Source organism: Microvirgula sp. AG722 (genome assembly GCF_003269145.1).
GTDB lineage: Bacteria > Pseudomonadota > Gammaproteobacteria > Burkholderiales > Aquaspirillaceae > Microvirgula > Microvirgula aerodenitrificans.
The window spans coordinates 85,733-108,863 of sequence record NZ_QLTJ01000006.1; the positions used below are offsets into that span (position 1 = coordinate 85,733).

Annotated in this window: 19 protein-coding genes; 10 read left to right on the forward strand and 9 right to left on the reverse strand. The window is 64.2% G+C overall.

Features of this window, described 5'->3' with window-relative positions:
* Window position 1: 1 nt before the first annotated feature.
* From DFO50_RS10235 to uvrA, 5 genes are all read right to left on the reverse strand, one after another.
* The gene (locus tag DFO50_RS10235) at window positions 2-2,377 is read right to left on the reverse strand and encodes a 3-hydroxyacyl-CoA dehydrogenase/enoyl-CoA hydratase family protein (protein ID WP_028499753.1); all 2,376 of its coding nucleotides are present in this window, start codon (window positions 2,375-2,377) and stop codon (window positions 2-4) included.
* Between the two features lie 124 nt (window positions 2,378-2,501).
* Entirely contained in the window at window positions 2,502-3,920 is a 1,419-nt protein-coding gene (locus tag DFO50_RS10240; protein WP_028499754.1) for an OmpP1/FadL family transporter, read from the reverse strand.
* 291 nt (window positions 3,921-4,211) lie between these two features.
* Entirely contained in the window at window positions 4,212-4,910 is a 699-nt protein-coding gene (locus DFO50_RS10245; RefSeq protein ID WP_084300165.1) for a TetR/AcrR family transcriptional regulator, read from the reverse strand.
* Between the two features lie 143 nt (window positions 4,911-5,053).
* Window positions 5,054-5,479 (reverse strand): VOC family protein, encoded by a 426-nt coding sequence (locus DFO50_RS10250; protein ID WP_028499756.1) that lies wholly within the window; start codon window positions 5,477-5,479, stop codon window positions 5,054-5,056.
* A 5-nt stretch (window positions 5,480-5,484) separates the two neighbouring features.
* Window positions 5,485-8,310 (reverse strand): excinuclease ABC subunit UvrA, encoded by a 2,826-nt coding sequence (gene uvrA, locus DFO50_RS10255; protein WP_028499757.1) that lies wholly within the window; start codon window positions 8,308-8,310, stop codon window positions 5,485-5,487.
* Window positions 8,311-8,460: 150 nt separating this feature from the next.
* Here uvrA and DFO50_RS10260 point away from each other — a divergent pair, with 150 nt between their 5' ends.
* A complete protein-coding gene (locus tag DFO50_RS10260) occupies window positions 8,461-9,822 on the forward strand; it encodes an MFS transporter (RefSeq protein WP_028499758.1) in 1,362 nt (453 codons plus the stop codon).
* Entirely contained in the window at window positions 9,823-10,368 is a 546-nt protein-coding gene (locus DFO50_RS10265; RefSeq protein ID WP_107890180.1) for a single-stranded DNA-binding protein, read from the forward strand. It begins immediately after the preceding gene.
* 79 nt (window positions 10,369-10,447) lie between these two features.
* On the opposite strand, the gene DFO50_RS10270 is transcribed toward DFO50_RS10265, so the two are convergent.
* Window positions 10,448-10,957, reverse strand: a complete 510-nt coding sequence (locus DFO50_RS10270) for a MarR family winged helix-turn-helix transcriptional regulator (protein WP_199489800.1) — start codon at window positions 10,955-10,957, stop codon at window positions 10,448-10,450.
* Window positions 10,958-11,085: 128 nt separating this feature from the next.
* On the opposite strand from DFO50_RS10270, the gene DFO50_RS10275 reads away from it, so the two are divergent.
* The 8 genes from DFO50_RS10275 (at window position 11,086) to DFO50_RS10310 (ending at window position 20,433) form a co-directional block, all read left to right on the forward strand.
* Window positions 11,086-11,541 carry a hypothetical protein gene (locus tag DFO50_RS10275; RefSeq protein WP_107890181.1) on the forward strand — a complete coding sequence of 152 codons (456 nt, stop codon included), beginning with the start codon at window positions 11,086-11,088 and terminating at the stop codon, window positions 11,539-11,541.
* Between the two features lie 362 nt (window positions 11,542-11,903).
* Window positions 11,904-13,988, forward strand: a complete 2,085-nt coding sequence (locus tag DFO50_RS10280; RefSeq protein ID WP_158537433.1) for a RiPP maturation radical SAM C-methyltransferase — start codon at window positions 11,904-11,906, stop codon at window positions 13,986-13,988.
* 32 nt (window positions 13,989-14,020) lie between these two features.
* Complete coding sequence (locus DFO50_RS10285) at window positions 14,021-14,461, forward strand: NHLP leader peptide family RiPP precursor (protein ID WP_051528945.1); 441 nt, start codon at window positions 14,021-14,023, stop codon at window positions 14,459-14,461.
* A 97-nt stretch (window positions 14,462-14,558) separates the two neighbouring features.
* Window positions 14,559-16,094, forward strand: coding sequence for a radical SAM family RiPP maturation amino acid epimerase (locus tag DFO50_RS10290; protein WP_112692456.1), 1,536 nt, complete (start codon window positions 14,559-14,561; stop codon window positions 16,092-16,094).
* On the forward strand, window positions 16,091-17,245 hold the full coding sequence (locus DFO50_RS10295) for a methyltransferase (protein WP_028499762.1): 1,155 nt from the start codon (window positions 16,091-16,093) through the stop codon (window positions 17,243-17,245). The genes DFO50_RS10290 and DFO50_RS10295 overlap by 4 nt, the downstream gene beginning before the upstream one ends.
* A 2-nt stretch (window positions 17,246-17,247) precedes the next feature.
* Window positions 17,248-19,077 carry a type 2 lanthipeptide synthetase LanM gene (locus tag DFO50_RS10300; RefSeq protein WP_112692457.1) on the forward strand — a complete coding sequence of 610 codons (1,830 nt, stop codon included), beginning with the start codon at window positions 17,248-17,250 and terminating at the stop codon, window positions 19,075-19,077.
* Between the two features lie 12 nt (window positions 19,078-19,089).
* Entirely contained in the window at window positions 19,090-20,157 is a 1,068-nt protein-coding gene (locus tag DFO50_RS10305) for a hypothetical protein (protein WP_112692458.1), read from the forward strand.
* 12 nt (window positions 20,158-20,169) lie between these two features.
* Complete coding sequence (locus DFO50_RS10310) at window positions 20,170-20,433, forward strand: hypothetical protein (RefSeq protein WP_112692459.1); 264 nt, start codon at window positions 20,170-20,172, stop codon at window positions 20,431-20,433.
* Here DFO50_RS10310 and DFO50_RS10315 read toward each other — a convergent pair.
* From DFO50_RS10315 to DFO50_RS10325, 3 genes are all read right to left on the reverse strand, one after another.
* Entirely contained in the window at window positions 20,423-22,075 is a 1,653-nt protein-coding gene (locus DFO50_RS10315; protein ID WP_112692460.1) for a S9 family peptidase, read from the reverse strand. The two genes, DFO50_RS10310 and DFO50_RS10315, sit on opposite strands and share 11 nt — an antisense overlap.
* Complete coding sequence (locus tag DFO50_RS10320; protein ID WP_107890190.1) at window positions 22,072-22,506, reverse strand: PH domain-containing protein; 435 nt, start codon at window positions 22,504-22,506, stop codon at window positions 22,072-22,074. The genes DFO50_RS10315 and DFO50_RS10320 overlap by 4 nt, the downstream gene beginning before the upstream one ends.
* A 160-nt stretch (window positions 22,507-22,666) precedes the next feature.
* Window positions 22,667-23,110 (reverse strand): tol-pal system YbgF family protein, encoded by a 444-nt coding sequence (locus tag DFO50_RS10325; protein ID WP_112692461.1) that lies wholly within the window; start codon window positions 23,108-23,110, stop codon window positions 22,667-22,669.
* Between the last annotated feature and the right edge of the window lie 21 nt (window positions 23,111-23,131).

The following is a 23,131-nucleotide window of genomic DNA, read 5'->3' on the forward strand; positions in this document are numbered from 1 at the left end:
CTCAGTTGCGCAGCGGCTTGCCGGTGGTCAGCATGTTGGCGATGCGGGCCTGGGTCAGCGGGTTCTTCAGCAGCGACAGGAAAGCCTTGCGCTCCAGGTCGAGGATCCACTGTTCGTCGACCAGGGTGCCGGCATCGACATCGCCGCCGGTCATCACGTCGGCAATCAGGCCGGCGATGGTGAAGTCGTGCTGGCTGATGAAGCGCCCTTCCAGCATGTTCACCAGCTGGCCCTTGATCGAGGCGGCGCCACTGCGACCGGCAACCGGGAAGGCCTTGACCTTCAGCGGCGGACGGTAGCCGGCTTCGGCCAGCGCCAGTGCCTCGGACTTGGCGACATGCAGCAGTTCATAGGCGTTGAACACCACGGTATCGGTCTTGCGGAGGTAGCCGATTTCCTGGCCTTCCAGCGCGCTGGTGCCGACCCTGGCGGTAGCGATGGCCATGAAGTAATCCTTCAGCGCGGCCAGCACGTCGCCCTTTGCCTGCTGCGCGGCGCGCAGCGCAAATTCCTTGCAACCGCCGCCGCCCGGCAGCAGGCCGACGCCCACTTCGACCAGACCGATATAGGTTTCCAGCCCTGCAACCACCTTGTCGGCGTGCATGACGAACTCGCAGCCGCCGCCGAATGCGTAGCCCTGGGTTGCCGCGACCACCGGGATCTGGCTGTAGCGCAGGCGCATCGACGTGGCCTGGAACTGGTTGACGGTCGCGTCGATCGCGTCCCAGTCGCCCATCATGAAGGCCGGCATCATCGACTGCAGGTCGGCGCCGACCGAGAACGGGGCGTCCTCGTGCCAGATCACCAGTGCCTGGTACTGGTCTTCCGCCAGATCGATGGCCTTGTTCAGACCTTCGAGCACGGCCGGGCCAATGGCATGGGCCTTGCTCAGGAACGACACCACCAGCACGCCGTCGCCGCTGGTGAAGGCGCGCACGCCGTCGTTCTCGAATACGGTCTCGCCGAGCTTCGGCGCGTTTTCGCCGAGCACGCGGGCCGGCGCCAGCTGACGCGCGTACACGTCCAGCGACGAACGCGGTACCAGGGTGTTCTTGGTCGCGCTGTATGAGCCTTCCGGGAAGTGCACGCCGGCACGGTTGCCGTCGAGTGCCCAGGCCGGCAGACCGGCGCTGCTCAGGGCGTTGCCGGCGGCACGGTCTTCGTCGATCCACTTGGCCACTTGCTGCCAGCCGGCGGATTGCCAGGTCTCGAACGGGCCGACCGACCAGCCGAAGCCCCAGCGAATGGCCAGGTCCAGATCGCGGGCGTTGTCGGCGATATCGGCCAGGTGATAGCCGATGTAGTGGAACACGTCACGGAAGCATGCCCACAGGAACTGCGCCTGCGGATTCTGGCTTTCGCGCAGTTTCTTGAAACGGACGGCCGGGTCGGCTTCCTTCAGGATGGCCTTGACCGCGTCGTCGCCCTTCTGGCCGGCTTCGACATACTCGCCCTTTGCCGGGTCGAGCACGAACATCTGCTTGCCGTCCTTCTTGTAGATGCCCTGGCGGGTCTTCTGGCCCAGCGCGCCCTTTTCGATCAGCGCGGCCAGCCAGGCCGGGGTCTTGAACAGCGAGTGCCACGGGTCTTCCGGCAGGGTGTCCTGCATGGTCTTGACCACATGGGCGAAGGTATCCAGGCCGACCACGTCGGCGGTACGGAAGGTCGCCGACTTCGGGCGGCCGAGGCGCGGGCCGGTCAGGTCGTCGACGACATCGAAACGGATGCCGTATTTTTCGGCGTTGTGAATGGTCGCCAGCATCGAGAACACGCCGACGCGGTTGGCGACAAAGTTCGGCGTGTCCTTGGCGCGCACGACGCCCTTGCCGAGCGTGGTGACCAGGAAACGTTCGAGGTTGTCGAGAATGTGCGCATCGGACTGCGATGCGGCAATGATCTCGACCAGGTGCATGTAGCGCGGCGGATTGAAGAAGTGCACGCCGCAGAAGCGCGAGCGCACGTCAGCCGGGCAGGCATCGGCCAGCTTGTTGATCGACAGGCCGGAGGTATTGGTGGCGAAAATCGTGTGTTCGCCAAGGTGCGGCGCCACCTTGTGGTACAGGTCGGACTTCCAGTCGATGCGTTCGGCGATCGCCTCGATAACCAGATCGCAATCCTTCAGCAGAGCCAGGTGTTCATCGTAGTTGGCCGGCGTGATGTAGTCGGCGCGGTCCTTGCCGGCCAGCGGCGCGGGCTTGAGCTTTTTCAGCCCGTCGATGGCCTTGCGGGCGATGGCGCTCTTGTCGCCTTCTTTCGCCGGCAGATCGAAAAGCAGGGTCGGGACCTTGGCGTTGACCAGATGTGCGGCGATCTGCGCCCCCATCACTCCGGCGCCGAGCACGGCCACCTTGCGTACGATGAACTTGGATTGAGACATGGTTTCCTCGGTTGCAGTGTTGCTCTCAAACAGTGACGAAAGCCGTCATGCGCTTTCGTCGCGGAAAATCGGACCGGGCCGGCCCCTCCGGCCCGGTCCTGCCACGCCTGAACCTGATACGGGATCAGAAGGCGCGGTTGTACTGGATACCCACCATGTGGATGCTGGTCTTGTACTGACCCTTGGTGGTTTCGCCGTTGCCGGTGCAGCTGGTCGAAACCGGCGTGCAACTGTCGGTGTAGTTCACGTTGGCGTTGGCGAAGTTCACGTAGGTGTACGCAAAGTCCAGCGAGTCGAGCTTGGTGACCTGATAGTTGCCGCCGAGCGAGAACAGCCAGCGGTTGCTGTCCGGCAGGGCCGAGTGACGCAGGTTGTCATTGCTGACCGGCGACTGGTCATAGGCGATACCGCTGCGGAACAGCAGTGCGTCGTTGTAACGATAGTTCGCGCCGACCGACACCTTGTAGGTATTGCGCCAGTTCTGACGCACGACGAAGTCACCCTCGCCAGCGGTGTTGAAGTTGACGTCGATGCTCTTCATCTGCGAGTGGCGGGTCCAGGTCACATCGCTCATGACCGCCCACTTGTCGTTGATCTGATGGAAGCCGTTGATCGACACCGCTTCCGGCGTCTTCACGTCCACCGTGGCGTCGCTGTCCGGATGCTTGCTGTTCAGCCTGCTGTTGATTGCACCCTGAAGCGCCCCCGGGACGGCACTCGTCATGTTCACGCCGCTGAAGTCCCAGTTTGCCGAGCCGCGCAGCTTCTGGCTGATGGCCGAGCGGTAGGCAATGCCGAAGCGGGTGTTCTCGTCCAGCGTGTACATGTAGCCGAGGTTGAAGCCGTAGCCCCAGTCGTTGCCCTTGATCTTGATGGTACCGGCGCCGGAGATCGCCCCGGCATTGATCAGGTTGGTGATCGCCGACGAAGCCGGGCCAAACGCACCGGCTGCCGCGCCCATGCGCAGACCGGTCACCGCATCGGAGGCCTTGTCGAGTTCCGCGTTCATGTACTGCGCCGACACGCCGAAGCCGAAGCTGTGGTGGTCGTTGAGCTTGAACGAGATCGACGGGTTGATGTTGATGGTCATCAGGTCGATCTTGGTCAGACCGTAGCGGCCGACCCAGTCGCCGCCGTAGTCGAGCGAGGCGCCATACGGCACGAACATGCCAATGCCGGCCGTGATCTGGTCATTGATCTGGTGCGTCAGGTACATCGACGGCGCCACCACGATGTCCGGCGCGAACGAACCGCCATCACCGCCGCCGGTCGGGCGCTTCAGGTAGTTGGTCGAGCCCTTGTCACTGTAGTCCGAATTCGGCAGCACGAAGGTCAGGCCGCCGGAGAACTGGGTGCCCTGCAGCCGCGACATGCCGGCCGGGTTGTAGAAAATGGTGGACGCGTCAGCGGCTTCCGCGCCGCTGGCGAACGCCGTGCCCTGTGCCGACACGCTTTGCGAGCCAAAGTGGTAACCCGAGGCCAGCGCGATCGCCGGTGCCCCGCCCATCATTGCCACCAGCAGGCTAAGATTTTTGATCTTCATGCATCGTTCCTCATCTAGAGCGGATCTAACGAATCTTGGTTTTATATTCAGGCGTACTATCAAACAATCGTTTGATATCGTCCTGTCGTCGATACTATCACTGTCGTTCAGTAATGACAGCGGTTTTTCGAGCAATTATTCCAAACGTTCGTTTCATCCTTTATGCATGAGCATTTGCTGCCAGACATCCCGTTCACACGTTCACAAGCGAACCGGATTGTCTGACAGCCTTGCGTAATCCATCATCATGGAGGCCAGTGGGCGTATCACTTTTACAACACCCGGTTTTTCCTACTCCGGCATCGGCGCCGTCAGCCCCGCAATCACGTACGGCAGCAGGTGACGGGCGACAATGTCCGGGTCGCGTGCCGACACGATCTGTTGCTTCTTGATAAACACTTTCAGCACGTCATTGCCGGCAAAGGCATTGAACATCAGACTGAAACTGAAATGCAGCCGCCAGGCCAGCTCCTCGATGCCGAGTTCCGGCAGCACCTTGGAAAACGCCCGGCTGTAACGTTTGACGAACTCGCTGTGGTCGGCCGGAATCGCCTCGCGCAACATCTTGTGGTTCTCGATGAAGGTGCGCGACAGCAGACGCACAAACAGCGCGCCGCCCCGGGTCGGGTCCCTGGACATCGCCAGCGACGGACGGATGAAGCCGTATACCAGCGCTTCGACCGTCAGTGGCTTGCCCTGTGCCTCGAGCCGGTCCAGCTCTTCGATGCACTGGCGGTTCCACGGTGCCAGGCGGCGAATGACGGCCTGTTGCAGCAGCGCATCCTTGGAACCAAAGTGATAGTTGACGGCGGCCAGATTGACCTCCGCCTGCTGCGTGATCAGACGCAGCGAGGTCGCATCGAATCCATGCTCGATAAACAGCTTTTCAGCCACATCGAGGATGCGTGTCGCGGTATCGGGCCTGTTGACTTCCACACTGTCCTGCTCTTCCCTGCCCAGCGATTCGGTATCCACTAGGGATTCATTCATTATCAATCCAAACGGTTGTTTGAAACTTACGTTTTAATTTTGCGAGTGTCAAGCCACATGCCAAAAAAATCGGGCCACCCGAAGGGGGCGGCCCGATTATCGCAATGAAACACTTGTTTGTCAGACAAAAGACCGCATGGACACTAGCGAAGCTTGGCAGCCAGCCACGAGTAATCATAGCTGGTGATCTCGAACGGGTTGCCGTCCGGGTCGACAAAATAGAACGACCAGGCCAGCTTGTGATCGACGATGCAGTCACGCGCCAGATAGCGCCCGTCGGTCGCCAGCACCCGCTCCCCGGCCAGCTTGTCGATCCAGGCCAGGAAATCCGCCCCACCGACCGAAAACGCAATCACCGAGTGCGACGGGGCGGCATCCACCTTCTCGAACAGGGCCAGATGCACGGTATTGCCGGAGTTGAACAGCGTCAGCGGCCCGCTTGGCGCCTGTGCCCAGGCGGCAAAGCGCGGGTCCGGCGACAGGCCGAGGGTACGCTGGTACCAGACGGCCGAAGCCGCCCGGTCTTTCACCCAGACGTGGATGTGGTCAATGACGGAAAGCTTGGGCATTGTCGTTATCGTTGTGGAGTCAGGACTTTTTTCAGGTAATGACCGGTAAAGCTGTCCGGATGTTCGGCCACCGTTTCCGGTGTGCCGGCAACCAGGATGCGCCCACCGCCATCGCCGCCTTCAGGACCGAGGTCGACCACCCAGTCGGCAGTCTTGATCACGTCCAGGTTATGTTCGATCACCACCACCGTGTTGCCGTTCTCGCGCAGGCGACGCAGCACTTTCAACAGTAGATCAATGTCATGGAAATGCAGCCCGGTCGTCGGCTCGTCGAGAATATACAGGGTCCGGCCGGTGTCGCGCTTGCTCAGTTCCAGCGCCAGCTTCACCCGCTGCGCCTCGCCACCGGACAGCGTGGTCGCGCTCTGCCCCAGCCGGATATAGCCGAGGCCGACATCCATCAGCGTCGACAGCTTGCGCGCCACTGACGGCACGGCGGCAAAGAACGCAAGCGCCTGCTCGACGGTCATGTCCAGCACCTCGTGGATGCTCTTGCCCTTGTAGTGCACTTCCAGCGTTTCGCGGTTGTAGCGCTTGCCGTGGCAGACATCGCACGGCACGTACACATCCGGCAGGAAATGCATCTCGACTTTCAGCACCCCGTCGCCCTGGCAGGCCTCGCACCGGCCGCCCTTGACGTTGAAACTGAAGCGGCCCGGGCCGTAACCGCGCTCGCGCGAGGTCGGTACGCCGGCATACAGCTCGCGGATCGGCGTGAACATGCCGGTATAGGTCGCCGGGTTGGAACGCGGCGTACGGCCGATCGGGCTCTGGTCGACATTGATGACCTTGTCGAAGAACTCCATGCCGGTGATGTCGTCATGCGCAGCCGGTTCGGAACTGGCACCGTTCAGCTCGCGCGCCGCGGCCGCGTACAGCGTATCGTTGATCAGCGTCGACTTGCCCGAGCCGGACACGCCGGTCACGCAGGTCAGCAGGCCGACCGGCACTTCCAGGTCGACATGCTTCAGGTTGTTGCCGGTCGCGCCGAGCACGCGCAGCAGCCGCTCCGGATCGGGCGGACGGCGCGCGTCCGGCATCTCGATGGTGCGGCGGCCGGACAGGAACTGGCCGGTCACCGAGTCGGGGCAGGCCGCGACTTCGGACGGCAGGCCGGCCATCAGCACGTGGCCGCCATGCTCGCCGGCACCCGGCCCCATGTCGACCAGATAGTCGGCAGCACGAATGGCATCTTCGTCGTGCTCGACCACGATCACGCTGTTGCCAAGGTCGCGCAAGCGCATCAGCGTGGCCAGCAGCCGGTCGTTGTCGCGCTGGTGCAGGCCGATGGACGGCTCGTCGAGCACATACATCACCCCGGTCAGCCCGGAACCGATCTGGCTGGCCAGCCGGATACGCTGCGCCTCGCCGCCGGACAGGGTGTCGGCCGAGCGGTCCAGCGACAGGTAGTCGAGGCCGACATTGTTCAGGAAGCCGAGACGATCGCGGATTTCCTTGACGATTTTTTCCGCCACCGCCTGTTTCTGGCCGGTAAAGGCCAGCGAGTCGAACCACGACAGCGTGACTTTCAGCGGCAACTGGTTCAGCTCATGCAGCGTGCGATCGGCCACGCGGACATTGCGCGCCTCCTTGCGCAGGCGGGTGCCATGGCAGTGCGGGCACGGCTGGTTGGCCTGGTACTTGGCCAGTTCCTCGCGCACCGCCTGCGAATCGGTCTCGCGGTAGCGGCGTTCGAGGTTCGGGATGATGCCCTCGAACGGATGCTCGCGCGTGACCTTGGCCCCGCGCTCGTTCACGTAGATGAACGGGATCGCTTCACGGCCGGAACCGTGCAGCACCACGTGGCGCACCTTCTCCGGCAGCATCTCGAACGGCAGGTCGATCTCGAAGCCATAGTGCATGGCCAGCGACTGCAGCATCTGGTAGTAGAACTGGTTGCGCTTGTCCCAGCCCTTGATCGCGCCGGCCGCCAGCGACAGTGTCGGGTGCGCGGCCACACGGCGCGGATCGAAGAAGGTGATGTGGCCCAGCCCGTCGCAATGCGGGCACGCCCCCATCGGATTGTTGAAGCTGAACAGGCGCGGTTCCAGCTCCGGCAGGCTGTAGCTGCAAACCGGACAGGCGAACTTGGACGAGAACCAGTACTCCTTGCCGCTGTCCATCTCCATCGCGATCGCCCGGCCTTCGGCATGGCGCAGCGCGGTTTCAAACGACTCGGCCAGACGCTGCTTCATGTCCTCGCGGACCTTCAGCCGGTCGACCACGACCTCGACGGTATGCTTCTTGTTCTTGTCCAGTTTGGGCACGGCGTCGATCTCGCAGACCTCGCCATCGACCCGCACCCGGACAAAGCCCTGCGCGCGCAGTTCGTCGAACAGGTCGAGCTGCTCGCCCTTGCGCTCGACCACCAGCGGCGCCAGGATCATCAGCCGGGTCTCGGCCGGCAGCGCCAGCGCGTGGTCGACCATCTGGCTGACGGTTTGCGACTCCAGCGGCCGGTCGTGATCGGGACAGTACGGCGTGCCGACGCGGGCGAACAGCAGGCGCAGGTAGTCGTGGATCTCGGTGACGGTGCCGACGGTGGAGCGCGGGTTGTGACTGGTGGCCTTCTGCTCGATCGAAATCGCCGGGCTCAGGCCCTCGATCAGATCGACGTCCGGTTTCTCCATCAGTTGCAGGAACTGCCGTGCGTAGGCGGAAAGCGACTCGACATAGCGCCGCTGACCCTCCGCGTACAGCGTGTCGAAGGCGAGCGAAGATTTGCCGGAACCGGACAGGCCGGTAATCACGATCAGCTTGTGGCGGGGCAGGTCGAGATTGACGTTCTTCAGATTGTGCGTACGGGCGCCGCGAATGCGAATGCTATCCATGAAGCTCTCAAGCTGGCAAAGCAACCTGTTAATATACCGGAAATCACTGCCGCAGCCATGCAAGCCGCTCAATCGGTCTCAGGCAACGGTGTCCGATCCCCTTCCGATACGTCGCTGGCCGACGCCTGTGCAACTCGTCTGAACATCAATATGAATTCATTGGAACTGCGTGCGAGCGTGGGGCTCGCCGGTCTTTACGGCCTGCGAATGCTGGGCATGTTTCTGGTGCTGCCCGTGTTCGCACTGTACGCGACCGCCCTGCCGGGCGGTGACAACCACGCACTGATCGGCATCGCGCTGGGCAGTTACGGTCTGACCCAGGCCCTGCTGCAACTGCCGTTCGGCATGCTGTCCGACCGCATCGGCCGCAAGAAGGTCATCTATGCCGGCCTGCTGCTGTTTGCCGCCGGCAGCTTCGTCGCCGCCGGCGCCACCGACATCTGGTGGCTGATGATCGGCCGCACCATCCAGGGCGCCGGCGCCATTTCCGCCGCCGTCACCGCGCTGCTGGCCGACCTGACCCGCGAGGAAAACCGCACCAAGGCCATGGCCATGATCGGCATGACCATCGGCACCACCTTTGCCGCCAGCCTGGTGCTCGCTCCGCTGCTGACCAAGTGGATCGGCGTCAACGGCATCTTCGCCCTGACCGGCGTGCTGACGCTGCTGGCGATGATCGGCGTCAAGTTCATCATCCCGGACCCGTCGGTGTCGCGTTTCCACTCCGATACCGAGGCCAATACCGCCCGCCTGCCGGTGGTGCTGCGCGACCCGCAGCTGCTGCGGCTGAACTTCGGCATCCTGGCGCTGCACGCCTCGCAGATGGCCATGTTCGTGGTCATGCCGTTCGCGCTGATCCAGACCGCCGGTCTCGACAAGACGCATCACTGGGAGGTCTACCTGCCGGTGACGCTGATCGGCTTCCTGCTGATGGTGCCGGCCATCATTTACGGCGAGAAGCGCCAGCAGCTGAAACCGGTGTTCGTCGGCGCAGTCGCGCTGATGTTCATCGCCCAGCTCGGCATGGCATTCGCGCTGGACTCGTTCTGGGAAATCGTGGTCCTGCTCGGCCTGTACTTCATCGCCTTCAACATCCTTGAAGCCTGCCTGCCGTCACTGATTTCCAAGATCGCGCCGACCGATGCCAAAGGCACTGCCATCGGCGTGTACAATACCGCGCAATCCATCGGCCTGTTCCTCGGCGCGGCGATCGGCGGCTGGCTGTACAGCTATGCCGGCAGCGGCGCCGTGTTCGGCTTCACCAGCATCCTGATTGGCGTTTGGCTTACACTCGCCATCAGCATGGCAGCCCCCATGGCAGTCAGGACCGAGATGTTCCATATCGGTGAAGACTGGCAGGGCGACGCCGCCGCGCTGTCCTCCCGCCTGTCCAGCCAGAAGGGCGTCAAGGAGGCGGTAGTGATCGCCAGCGAGCGCGTGGCCTACCTTAAAGTGATGCAGAACGACTGGGACCGTGCCAGCGTCAACAAACTCATCGAGGAGACTTACTAGATGGCGTCCGTCAACAAAGTGATCCTGGTCGGCAACCTCGGCCGTGATCCGGAAGTCCGCTATATGCCGAATGGCGAAGCGGTAGCCAATTTCAGCATCGCCACCACCGACCAGTGGAAAGACAAGAACGGCATGCGCCAGGAGCGCACCGAATGGCACAACATCGTCATGTATCGCCGTTTGGCTGAAATTGCCGGCGAATACCTGAAGAAGGGCCGCCCGGTCTATATCGAAGGCCGCATCCAGTCGCGCAAATACAACGGCAAGGACGGCGTCGAACGCACCGCATTCGAGATCGTCGCCGACCAGATGCAGATGCTGGGCGGCCGTGACGGTGGCGAAGGCGGCGGCAGCAACTACGGCAGCGGCAGTGGTGGCGCCAGCAGTGGCGGCGGCAACTACGGTGGCGGCAGCCGGGCCAGCGCCGGCGGCAACGCCGCCCCGCAGGACAATTTCCGCGACGACACCCCGCCGGCAGCCCCGCGCCGCCCGGAGCCGAAGCCGGCGCAGAACTTCGACGATCTGGACGACGATATTCCGTTCTGACCGTCACCAGACCCGATAGCGAAAGCCGAATCATTGATTTGATTCGGCTTTTTCCTTATTCGGCCCTTCCCCGGGGCGGTCAGACAGGCAGGAAGGTCGACGCTTGCGCTGACTCCCCATCACTCTCCAGCTTCCTGGCAAGCGCTGCCATCACCCGAAGGGTCGTTTCCATGTCGGCAACCGACAGGCCATCCGCAAGGTCGTTGGCCCATGGCGTCTGAAGGCGCATCGCTTGCTCAAAAGTGCGCGCGCCGGCGTCAGTCAGCACCACCAGTGGCGCTCTCCGGTGATGGGGGTTCGGCTGAAGTGCTACCAGGCCCTCATGCGCAAGGTCATTGACGATCCGCTGGACGTTCTGGCGGTTTGCGCCCATGTCGCGCGCAAGCCAGGCGACAGGTTGCGGACGCTCACTCGCGCTGATCGTGCCGAGTACTTTCCAGCGGGCGCTCGTCAGGCCAATGCCGGCGACCAGGCGGTCTCCTGCGACCAGCAGCCGATTGTTCAGACGAAACAGTTCAAGGGCGAGATCGGTCAGGGCTTTGCCTGACGGGGTGAGTGTGTCTTTGTCCATGCGGGTGAACGTTGCCATGTTGACACCATAATGTCAATTACGCACAATAAAGCTCCATGGTTTCAGATTGACACCATGCATCGCAATGAAATGCGACTCCCGCCCCGGAACCCGGCCAGACCCGACACCTGAAAGACCCCTTCATCATGCCCAAGATCATTCATCGCATCGGTGGCTTTGTTGCGCCGCTCTGCATCGTGCTTTTCTGGACTTCCACCGCCCTCACCGAGCTGTTTGGCTCGCATGTGGCCGTGGCGCAATTGAAATCGCTTATCGTCACGCCGGGGCTGTGGATTCTGGTACCGGCCATCGCCATGGCCGGAGGCAGTGGCATGTTCATGGGCAAGTCGCGGCGTGGCGGGCTGGTTGATGCCAAGAAGAAACGCATGCCCTTTATCGCCGCCAATGGGCTGCTCGTCCTGGTGCCCTGTGCCGTCATGCTCGATCGCTGGGCAGCCGCTGGCAGCTTCGACTCCACTTTCTATCTGGTACAGGCCATCGAGTTGATCGCAGGGCCGATCAACCTGGCGTTGATGGGACTGAATGTACGGGATGGTCTGCGCATGGCCGGCCGGCTTCGCCCATCGCCTGCCCGGGCCTGATCCTGATGACTTGAACACGGGCTCAGCTGGTCGCTGCACTGGCCCTGAGCCCCCTTTCCCATGCCGAAGTACACGCCCGACTGGCAGAAACTGTCGTGAATACGGCAGTCTGCCTGACTGAATCCGGCCTCTTCCGCCCCCGCCGCCGCGGGGAAACCCCGCCTCCGCCGGGCCATTAACTCCGAAAAAACTGTCAGACAATAAACACCTTGCGTCAGTAGGGTTTTATCACTACAAATGATCTATGCATATGACAGATGCAATTTAATGCCATAGGTGCGGCAGATCAGGCCGGGAGCCGCCAGCAGGTGCCCCACGCCGGATCCTCCCGGAGCGCGGCGACCAGTTCAGGAGAGTGCGGGATGTGGGAAAGCAACGGATTGCCGGAAGCGCCTGATGACTCCCCGGCCCTGCACGCCGGCGAGTCCTGTTCCGGCGGCATCGACATGGTGTTCGTGTGCATGCCGTATGCCGCCGTGGAACGTCCGTCGCTGGCCCTCGGCACGCTGACTGCGGTGCTTGAGCGCGAGGGTCTGTCCAGCCGGGTGATCTACGCCAATCTCGAATTTGCCGCCCGCGTCGGCCGGCAGGCCTATGAAGTCGTCAACAACTCCGAAATCACGCTCCAGCTCGGCGAATGGACATTCTCCGAAGCGGTATTCGGACAGCAGGGCGACATCGACGCCTTTATCAAGGGCCTGGTCAGCTGTGGCTACACCGAGACCGGCCTGCGGGAGCTGCTGCAGGGCCTGCGCCTCGAGGCCGCCCGCTATCTCGACGAGCTGGCGCAGCGTGTCCTGGCCCTGCAGCCGCGCATTGTCGGCTGCACGTCCATGTTCCAGCAGCAGTGCGCGTCCCTGGGGCTGCTTCAGCGCATCCGGGCGCAGTCCCCGGGTACGGTGACCATGCTGGGCGGCGCAAACTGCGAAGGGGAAATGGGCGCGGCCACCCACAGGCAGTATCCATGGGTCGACTTTGTCGTGTCCGGAGAAGCCGACAAATTGCTGCCCGAACTCTGCAGACGCATTCTGGCCCGGGGCGCGGGCATTCCGGTCCATCACCTGCCCGAGGGCGTGCTCGGCCCGGCCTCGCGCCGCGTCCTTGTCGTTGCGGGCGCCGCGGCAGCACCGGCGGTCGGTCGGGCTTCGATTACCGATCTCGACGAATTGCCGATTCCGAACTTCGACGACTATTTCGAGCAGCTGCAAGCCTCGCCGCTGCACGGCTACGTGATTCCCGGCCTGCTGATCGAAACCTCCCGCGGTTGCTGGTGGGGCGCCAAGCACCACTGCACGTTCTGCGGCCTGAACGGTTCGGGCATGGCGTTTCGCGCCAAGTCGCAAGCGCGAGTCCAGCAAGAAGTCAGCCAGCTGGCAGCGCGCTACCGGCTCAAGCGGTTCATGGCGGTCGACAATATTCTCGACAACAAATACTTCTCCCAGGTTCTGCCCTTTCTGGCCGAAGCCGGCGACATGCTGTGGTTCTACGAAACCAAGGCCAACCTCACCCGCACCCAGGTCAGCTTGCTGTCGCAGGCCGGGGTGCGCTGGATTCAGCCGGGTATCGAGGCGATGGACGACGGCCTGCTGAAGCTGCTGCGCAAGGGCTGCTCGACCGTTATCAATGTGCAGTTGCTGAAGTGGGCCTACGACTACGGCGTGTGGGTGATGTGGAACCACCTGCACGGCGCGCCGGGCGAAGATCCCGAGTGGTATGAGCACATTGCCGACTGGCTGCCGCTGATTGCGCACCTGCAGCCGCCATCGGGCGGCTCCATGACCCGCATCCGCTTCGACCGTTTCAGCCCCTACTTCAATGAACAGGCCGACTTCGCCCTGGATCTCAAGCCCTGCTGGGGCTATGGCCAGGTCTATCCCGTGCCGGAAAAGCAGCTCGAACAGCAGGCCTACTTCTTCCGCAATGACGGCCACTCCGCCCCGACGCCGACCCGGCTGGCGGCAATGCTGAGCGAGTGGGCCACCCGCTTCTACGCGCCGACTACCAGGGCAACCACGCTGCCCCGGCGGAGTGATGACGCCCCGGTGCTGGCCTGGGTCGCCAGCGGCTACCGGCAGACGGTCCGCGATACCCGGCCCTGTGCCGTCGGGTCGCTGCACGAACTCAGCGAGCTGGAAGGACAGGTCTGTCATGCCCTCGACAGTGCGCAGCATCTGCAGGGTCTGGTGCAGGCCCTGCGCCATGCCGGCAGCACGGTCCCGGAAAGGGAAATCGGCTCCGCGCTGCAACGGCTGGTCGATCTGAAAATCATTGCCGAATTCAACGGCAAGTTCCTTTGCCTGGTCACCAGCGAGAACCCGGTGCCCTACAAGTCGTTCTCCGAGTTTGCCGGCGGCATGTTCAGCCTTACCCCCACACACCGGACACCGCCGAAGCCCGAAACCCCATGGGATGTTTCCTTGAGGGAGTTGTTTGTCTCTTCCACGTAACCGTTCGATTCACCGACGAAGGAAAGCACCGTATGACTACGACTACACCGGCCAGCACCCAGGTTCCGCAAACCCGGCGCGATCTGGAAACCCACATCATCACCAAGGCCTGGAAGGATCCCGAGTACAAGGCCCAGCTGCTCAAGGACCCGAAGGCGGCGCTGCAGGATGCGCTCAAGAGCATTGACCCGTCCCTCTCCCTGCCCGACTCGCTGCAGGTCCAGGTGCACGAGGAGAACGCCAACCTGTTCCACCTTGTGCTGCCGCGCAATCCGAGCGAGATCTCGCTCGCCGAGGTGGTAGGCGACAACCTTGAAGCCGTGGCACCGCAAACCATCGCCGTCGTGCTGGTTGCAGTGGTCGGTGCGGCTGCGGCAGCCGTGGTCACCTACCTGGGCGCGGCGAACGTCGTTGGTGCCGCCAATGGCACGGTCACGGCCAACGCCGTGGCCAACACCAACGCCGTTGCCTGACGACAGCACCCTGTAGTGCCCGGAGGGGTGCGGCCAGGATGCCGGCTGCGCCCCTCTCCGCCCCGATTACCGCCCGCACGATCCGGAAAGGAACGACATGCCCACGCCACAAGGGACAAGCTACGCCGAACCGCAACACCCTGCCGCCGACGCCACGCCGGACTGGCCGCCCATCACGATCGGGCAGGCCAAGCGCGTTCTGGAATGGTGGTCTTCGTCTGCGGTGTTCCGTGAACTGGTGGCGACCGATCCGGAACGCGCCGGCCGCGACTACAAACTGGGCTTCAGCCCCGAACTGATTCGTCCGCTGTGGGACGACCGCTATCACCTCGACGCCGCCAACAAGGATCGCCCGCAACACCCGATCGTTGCCGAGTACCGGGCTTATTACCACACCAAGACGCAGTGGCGCGACGAGGTCAAAAGGGAGTGCGCCCCGGACGAGCCCCGCCTGAAAACCTGGCGTACCCGCCAGATCGCCCGCAATGCGATGGAAAACGGTCTTTACGACAACAGCATCATTCACTCGCCACTGGCCATCGAGCTCAGCGATGGCTGCTCGGTCGGTTGCTGGTTCTGCGGCGTCGGGGCGACCAGGTTTGTTGAGACCTGGGACTACACCGAGGAAAACGCCACGCTGTGGCGCGGCGTGCTGAGCGTATTGCACGACAAGATCGGCGATGCCAGCAAATGGGGGTTCTGCTACTGGGCCACCGACCCGCTGGACAATCCGGACTACGAGCACTTCGCCAGCGATTTTGCCGACATCACCGGCATGTTCCCGCAGACCACCACCGCCCAGGGCCACAAGGACCCGGAACGGGTGCTCAAGCTGCTCAGGCTGTCCGAATCGCGCGGCTGCAAGGTCAACCGCTTCTCGGTCCTGACCGAATCGCTGCTGCGCCGGATTCACGATGCATACACGGCAGATGAGCTGACCCAGGTCGAGATTGTCGCCCAGATGCGTGACGCTACCGTGCCGAAGGCCGACGCCGGCTCATTCCGGGTAAAGGCCAGGAAGACTGCCAATGTCGTGGAGCGGGAAAAGAAAAAACTGATTCCGATCGCCGTGTCGGAGGACGGGACGGAAGACAGCGACAAGCCCGCGCTGACCATGCAGCAGCCGGGCACCATCGCCTGCGTCACCGGCTTCCTGCTCAATATGGTCCGGCGCTCGGTCAAGCTGATCAGTCCCTGCCGTGCTTCCGAGCAATGGCCGCTCGGTTACATCGTGTTCGAGGAATGCACGTTCACCGACGCCGCCGACCTGGAACGCAAGATCGAAGCCATGATCGAGACCCACATGCCGCAGGAGCTCACGCCGGACGACCCGATCCAGCTCAATCCGAGCTTCCGCCTGGAGCCGGTAGCCAACGGTTTCCGCGTGCTTTCCGACCTGAGCTGCATCGAGTTCTCCCGCCCCACCCCTGACCTGGTCGAGTACCTCGGCGCGCTGGGCGAGCACGTGACATCAGGCAAGCGTACGGCCGGTGAAATCGCCGTGTCCTCGCTGTTCTGCTATGGCGTGCCGGAGACAAACACCCTGAGCACCCTCGGCGCGATGCTGAACCTCGGGATCCTGGTCGATGCCAGGGGCCGCATTACCGGCCAATCAGCAGTGGAAGCCCAATGACCCCGCCACTCGCCACCACCATTGACCGGCTCCGCGACTACCTTGACCGGGTCGGCTTCCAGCAGATCTACAAATACATTGTCGCGGTCAACCATTACGCCGTGACGCCGGCGCTGATCACGCGCAACACTGCCGCCAGTGTCCACCACTTCTTCGATAGCCGGCTGGGCGGCAGGGCGGAATTCGCCCTGTTGCAGTGCCTGATGACCGGGCGTCCGGCCGAGCATGCAGCGCTGCCGGACAAGGACCGGGCGCTGGCCGATGCGCTGGTGACGGCCGGCCTGCTGCGGGCCAGTCCGGATGGGCGGGAAGTGTCCGGCGCGGACCGGCAGCTGATTTCGGCCTTCGGCGTGGATCTGCTGATCGACCGCCGCATTCATTTCGGCGGCGAAGTCCACGAGGTGTATATCGGTCCCGACAGCTACTGGATGCTGTATTACATCAATGCTTCCGGTATTGCCCGCACGCATCGCGCCGTCGACCTGTGCACCGGCAGCGGCATTGCCGCGCTGTATCTGTCGCTGTTTACCGATCATGTCCTGGCGACCGATATCGGCGATGTGCCGCTGGCGCTGGTCGAGATAAACCGCCGCCTGAACCGGCGCGACGCCGGCACGATGGAGATCCGGCGCGAGAACCTGAACGACACGCTGGATGGCCGTGAACGCTTCGACCTGCTCACCTGCAACCCGCCTTTCGTGGCCTTCCCTCCCGGCTACAGCGGCACGCTCTATTCGCAGGGCACCGGCGTCGACGGACTCGGCTACATGCGCGACATCGTCGGCCGCCTGCCGGAAGTGCTCAATCCCGGCGGTTCTGCCTACCTCGTGGCGGATCTCTGCGGCGATGCGCACGGCCCGCACTTCCTGGGTGAGCTGGAGAGTATGGTCACCGGGCACGGCATGCGCATCGAGGCGTTCATCGACCATGTCCTGCCGGCCTCGGCCCAGGTCGGCCCGATCTCGGACTTCCTGAGGCACGCAGCCGGGCTGCCTGCGGACACCGACATCGCGGCAGACGTGCAGGCGTTCCAGCGCGAGACGCTGCGCGCCGACTACTACTACCTGACGACGATCCGCCTGCAAACGGCCGCGCAGAACCCCGGACTGCGCATGCTGCGACGCGACCCGCTCCCCGGGGCCGGGACGTGACCATGGCCGGTGCGCAGGCGCCCTTGCTGCACGAACTGTTGCACGCCGCACCGGCGGAAACCAGTGCGCGGATGAGCGATACGCTGTATCGCCGCTGGCCGGCGCTGCTGGGTACCGACACGCTGTCCAGGCGGCTGGACTGGGGCTATGAAGGCCCCGATCCAGCCGATGCCCCGCCGTGGGAAGACATGCTGGCGGCGGCGCTGTCCGCACCGGACGCCGCCGCCCTGCCCGGCAGTCTCGACCCCATCGGGCCGATTCCGTTCGAGGAAGCGCTGCTGCCTTTTGTCGTCGCTGCACGCGCCGGGCTGGAGCGCGAAGCGGGTACGGCACTCGGCATCTGCTCCCCGGCGGCGCGGGCGGCGCTGGAACGCCATCTGTTCGCGCTGCTCTCCGTCGTTGCCACTCCGGTGCTCGGTTCCGCGTTTTCCTTGCAGCGCGCGCTGGCCGGCTCATTGCCCTGGCTGCCCCCCCGGGGTCGCCAGAACTACGAAGCCTTTGTCGCTTCGCTGCAGGCCGGTGGTCTGCGCCTGCTGCTGGCAGACTATCCCGCACTGGCGCGCCTGCTGGCGACTGTGGCCCTGGGATGGGTGCAGGCCCACGGCCGGCTCCTGCAGCGGCTGGAAAGGGACTGGCACCGGATCGTCGCCACATTCGGCTTCCCCGCCACCGACTGTCAGCTGGACGGGATCACGGCCGGCTGCTCCGACCCCCATGACGGGGGGCAGAGCGTGAGCGTTCTGCACCTGTCGAACGGCCGGCGCCTGGTCTACAAGCCCAGGTCACTGGAGATGGAGAACGGGCTGGCGCAACTGCTCGACTGGGCCGGTCGCACCGGCTTTCCGTGGCCATTTCGCACTGTGGCGTTGCTGCCCGGGGAGGGCTATGGCTGGATGGAGTTCGTCGAGGCGACGCCCTGCGACGACGAGGCGGCCGTCGGGCGTTTCCATGCCCGCTCAGGCGGACTGTTCTGCCTGTGGTGGCTGCTGCAGGGAACCGACGTCCACCACGAAAACCTGATCGCCAGCGGGGAGTATCCCGTGATCGTCGATGCCGAGACCCTGCTGCATCCCCGCCCCTTTCCCGGCGTGATTCACCAGTTGGGTCCGGGTGCCGGTTACGGCGCAAGCCCGGAGGATGACTTTGCCCGGGCACTGCTGGAGAGCGGTTTCCTGGCTACCGGCAAGGCGCTCGATCTGTCGGCCTGGGGACAGGCCGGGGACGGGGCCACGCCGTTTCAGGTCGCCAGCTGCCAGGCCATCAATTCCGACGCCATGACCATGGCGCACGAGACCTTTCATGTCGTACCGCGTCCCAACCTGCCGGTGCTGCACGGCCAGCCCCGGCAGGCGGCGGCGCATGCCGGGGCGATCGTCGACGGGTTCACGGCGATGTCCCGGCTGGTCGTGCAGCACCGCCATGACTTCCTGACCCTGCTTGATGGCTTCGCCGGTTGCAGCGGGCGCTTTGTCGCGCGCGCGACCAATACCTACGGGCTGCTGCTGCATGCCGGCCTGCAACCGGAATGGCTGCGCGAAGGCCCTGCCCGCGGCGTGCTTTTCGAGCGCCTGCGCCAGGCGGCGCTGGCGGCCCCGGCACGCCCTGCGTGCTGGCCCCTGCTCGACGCCGAACTGGCGGCGCTGGAACGGCTCGACATCCCCCGCCTGTCCTGCCGCTGCGACCTGCCCGCGCCCTGCTGGCCGGCGCCACTGGATCAGGCCCGTGCCAGAGTTGCGGGTGCCTCGCTGCCTGATCTCGACCGGCATGCGGCAGCACTCCGGCAAGCACTGACACCCCAGACCGTCTCTCCCCGCCACCCTCATCCAGCCTGAAAGAGAGTCTCCATGACGACCGAACAGAATGTCCGCAATGTGCTGCACATGATTACCGGGCACTATGACCACTCGACCAGCCTGCAGGCCGCACGGGCCGCGCGGGCCCCGTCGCCCGGCCGCCGCCTGCAGGCCGCAGCGCCCGCCAGTCCCGGCGCCATGCCGGACTGGGCGATCGGCCATGGCGTTCAGGCGCTGGGGCTGGGCGAGAAGGAAACCTGCGGCATCGTCGGTACCGACATCGTGCTGAAAATCTATGTCGACAAGAAACTGCCCAGCGCAAAACTGGACAAGCCGGTACCGAAAACCGTGTCCGTGGGCGGCATGACGGTGTACACCGACGTGGTGGAAATCGGCAAAGTGCAGTTGCAAGGGAATACCCAGCGCATCCGCCCTGCCCTGCCCGGATATTCGGTCAGCCGTGCCAACGACGGGCCGAATACCGGCACCTTCGGCATGGTGGTGAACAAGCAGGGGCAACCGTCGCCGCAGTATCTGCTGAGCAACTGGCACGCGATTGCCGCCGCCGGTCAGGCCAGCAAGGGCGACATCATCATCCAGCCCGGCACGGCGGACAATGGCTCGGCGGAAACGGACCGGATCGGCATTCTGTCAGACTGGGTACCGATGGATTTCACCCCGAACAGCACCCAGAATCTGGTCGATGCGGCCATTGCCCAGCTGGACCCCGGCGCGGCCAGCGCGGCCATTGCGCTGCTCGGCATCCCGACCGGCGTAAACAACCAGCTGAGTCGCGGCATGTACGTGCAGAAGGTCGGCCGGACCACCAGCCTGAGCGTGGCCCGCATCACCGACGTGGACCTGGTGCTCAATCCGAGCTATCCGACGCCGACCGGCCCGAAACAGGTCACCTTGCGCGACCAGGTGCTGGTCACTTTCTACTCGGCCCCCGGCGACAGCGGCTCCGGCGTGCTCGACATGAACAATAATGTAGTTGGACTGCATGTTGGCGGCTCGGACGTCGTCGGCTTCTTCTGCAAGATCCAGAATGTTCTGGATATCCTTGGGCTGGAAGTCGTCACCCAGGGCAAAACCGGAACCCCATCGGCCAGCCAGTGAACGGGAGGCGACATGGCCAGCGAGAATGAAGCACGACAGATCCTGCCCGGGGTTGAGGCCAGCCTGATCGCATTGCCGAACGTGGTCGGCATCGGGGTCGTGCTGGCCGACGAGTCGACTCACGAGGCGGCGATTGCCGTTTATGTGCGACGCAAACTCCCGCTCGAGGTGCTGCAGGCTGGCCAGGTCGTACCGGAAACGGTCGAAAGCACGGTCAACGGTGTCGTCGTGCGGGTCCCGACCCGGGTCATCGAAGTCGGTGACTTCAAGCTTTGAGCCCGGCACGGCTGGCCAGCCACGCGCGCAGCCGTGCCAGGAACACCGGGTCCACCGGCCTTGGCTGCTGATACTCCTCAAGGCTGGATTGCCCGGCACTGCGCTTGAACAGGTGATCCAGATCGGGAAAGAACAGATAGCGGCAATCGCGCCCGGCATCGCGTGCGGCCGCCAGCAGCGGCCCGGCATCGCGCGTCGGGGAGATCTGGAAATCGGCACCGCCCTGGCACAGCAGTATCGGACAATTCACCCGGCGAATCAGCCCGGTGGCCGGATAGTCGAGGAAGGCCTTGTACCAGGTCGGGGTCCGGAAGGCGGCCAGCAGATGATGCGGCACCTGCTCCCCGTCCCAGGCCTGGCCGGAGCGGACCAGTTGCGCCAGCGTGTGCGCATCCGCCTGCTGGGCTTCGATCTGTTGCGGGCTCAGGCCGAGTTTGCGGCCCTGGACCAGAATCTGGTCGGCCAGTATCTGGTCCAGATCACGCCCCATTGCTGCCATCAGTACCACGCCCTGCACTCCCGGTCCGGCAGCGGGTTCGCCTGCCAGTGCCAGAGCGATTGTCGCCCCCTGGCTGTGCCCGATCAGGAACAGCGGCTGACCGGCCGCTTCCGGACGGGCGACCAGCCAGGCCAGGCAGGCCCGGGCATCGGCAATGTCGGAGGCCAGGCCCCGGTCCAGCGCATCGGCCCCGAGCCGGGTGCTGCCGGCGCCGCGGGTGTCGAACCGCAGGCCGAGAAAGCCATGTTCGGCCAGATCGTCCATGATTTCATGGCTGCCGATGTCGATATCGCCGGCGATGCCATGCCGGTCATGGGTGCCGGAGCCGCCGATAAACAGCACGGCAGGGAACGGACCGGGTCCGGCCGGAATGGACAGGCTGCCGCCAATCGGCGTCACCGGCCCGTCGATTTCCACGTCCTCCAGCCGAAAGCCGGCACCGGAGGGCATCCGGTAGACCGGGGGCGGCCGGTCCGACCGGGGGAAATCCTGCCAGTCCGGCATCGGCGGGGCATCGCGGCACAGCGTGGCCTCGACCCCGGCATCCGGAACGCGCGCGACCTGCATCACGCCCGCGGCATCCAGCAGCACCTCGCTGCGGTGTGACGTGCAATGCCAGCAACCGGCAGCGGTTTCCGCATCGCCGGAGGGCCAGGTTTCGTAGGGAACCGTCACCAGCGACGGCACAAGAAACACTTTCAGTTTCAGATTCAGGTCAGCCGCAGCGGCGTTTTCGCCGGCCAGCGACGCATAGATCAGCGCCATTGTCGCCGGGAAGGTACTGTCGACCAGGAAGCGGGCCCCGGCCCGGTCCACCTGCTGGGTCGATCCGTCCGGCAGCAGGATTGCCACCTGTTCGGCCCCGAAATCCAGCTGCTGGACAAGATTGCCCTGGTTGCGCAGGCAGTAACGAACCGGATCGAGCGCAGCCGTGCACAGCAATTCGCCATCCGAGCAGATCCTGCCGCTTCCCCATCCCGCCACCCGCTGGTCAATCACGGCCCGGAATGTCAGCCGGTGCAGACCGCCGTCCTCGTCGTCATGGCAAGTCCATTGCTGGATGAACACCTGCCCGGCCAGCGTCACCTGATAAAACAGCGTGGACTGCTGGCCAAACAGGCGGTCAACCCAGGGCGGGGTCATGCCGCCCCGCTCCTCAGGGTGCCCAGACAGCCATCGGGGTCATTCGGCGCGATCAGCAGGGCGTACCCGGCGGTGGTCGGAATGTACAGCGCCTGATGACTCCGGCCGAGAAACACCAGTGCTTTTTCCTTGTTTCCCAGCCGGAACCAGCCGGCCCGGTAGCCGGGCAGCCCGACGCCGAACAGACGCCATGCCGGCTGCAGGGCCGGGGTGGTGCGCAGGTCGACAACGCGGGCTTCGCTCAGGCGAAGCGCCGCGGCGGGAATCGTGCGCCCGAACAGGGTGCCGCGAATGCGCAGCCCGTCGCCCGACGCTTCAAATGCCGGGGCCTGGACGACACACACCAGCAGGACGGCCAACACCAGCAGCAGGGAAACCAGAACCCACACGATTCCCCGAAACTCGTACTGTGCCATTTCGTAGATCTGCATCCGGTCTCTCCCCTGGAACGATCACCTTGTCAGGCCCGGGCCGAACGCCAGTGCAGGCTCCTCGTTTACCTTAGTGCCCGGGCGCGTGATACGCAACGTCATTGTCATAAAACACTGCCTGCCGGGAACCTGCCCCGGGTTCCCGGCGCAGGACCAGGCGTCAGATCCCGCGCATCCGCGTGCGCAGGAAGGTCAGGTACTTCGGGTCCTCGGTGTCGAAAATTTCCGGCCCGTCTCCCATATAGGCCCGCGCCAGTTCGTCGGCGGCCTTGTCCAGATTGCCGCGTTCGAACTGGATCTCCCCGAGCCGGAGATGGATGAACGGCGTGCCCAGCGCATCGGGACAGCGCATCGCCCGGGCCAGAAAGTCGTAGGCCTGGTCATACTGCCCAAGCAGGAAATGGCTGTCACCGAGGGCAATCAGCAGCCACAGGGTGGCATCCCAGCGCTCGATCGGCGGCGGCAGCAGCGCCAGCGCCTCGCCATAGGCGTCGAGGGCGGCCGGCAGATTGTCGTCCTCCTCGATCAGACGATTGCCTTCTTCGCTGAGCGCAAGCACTTTTGCATACAGCGCGTCGTCGAGCTCTTCATTCGGTTTGCCCATGCGGTCCGGCCCCTGTCCTGA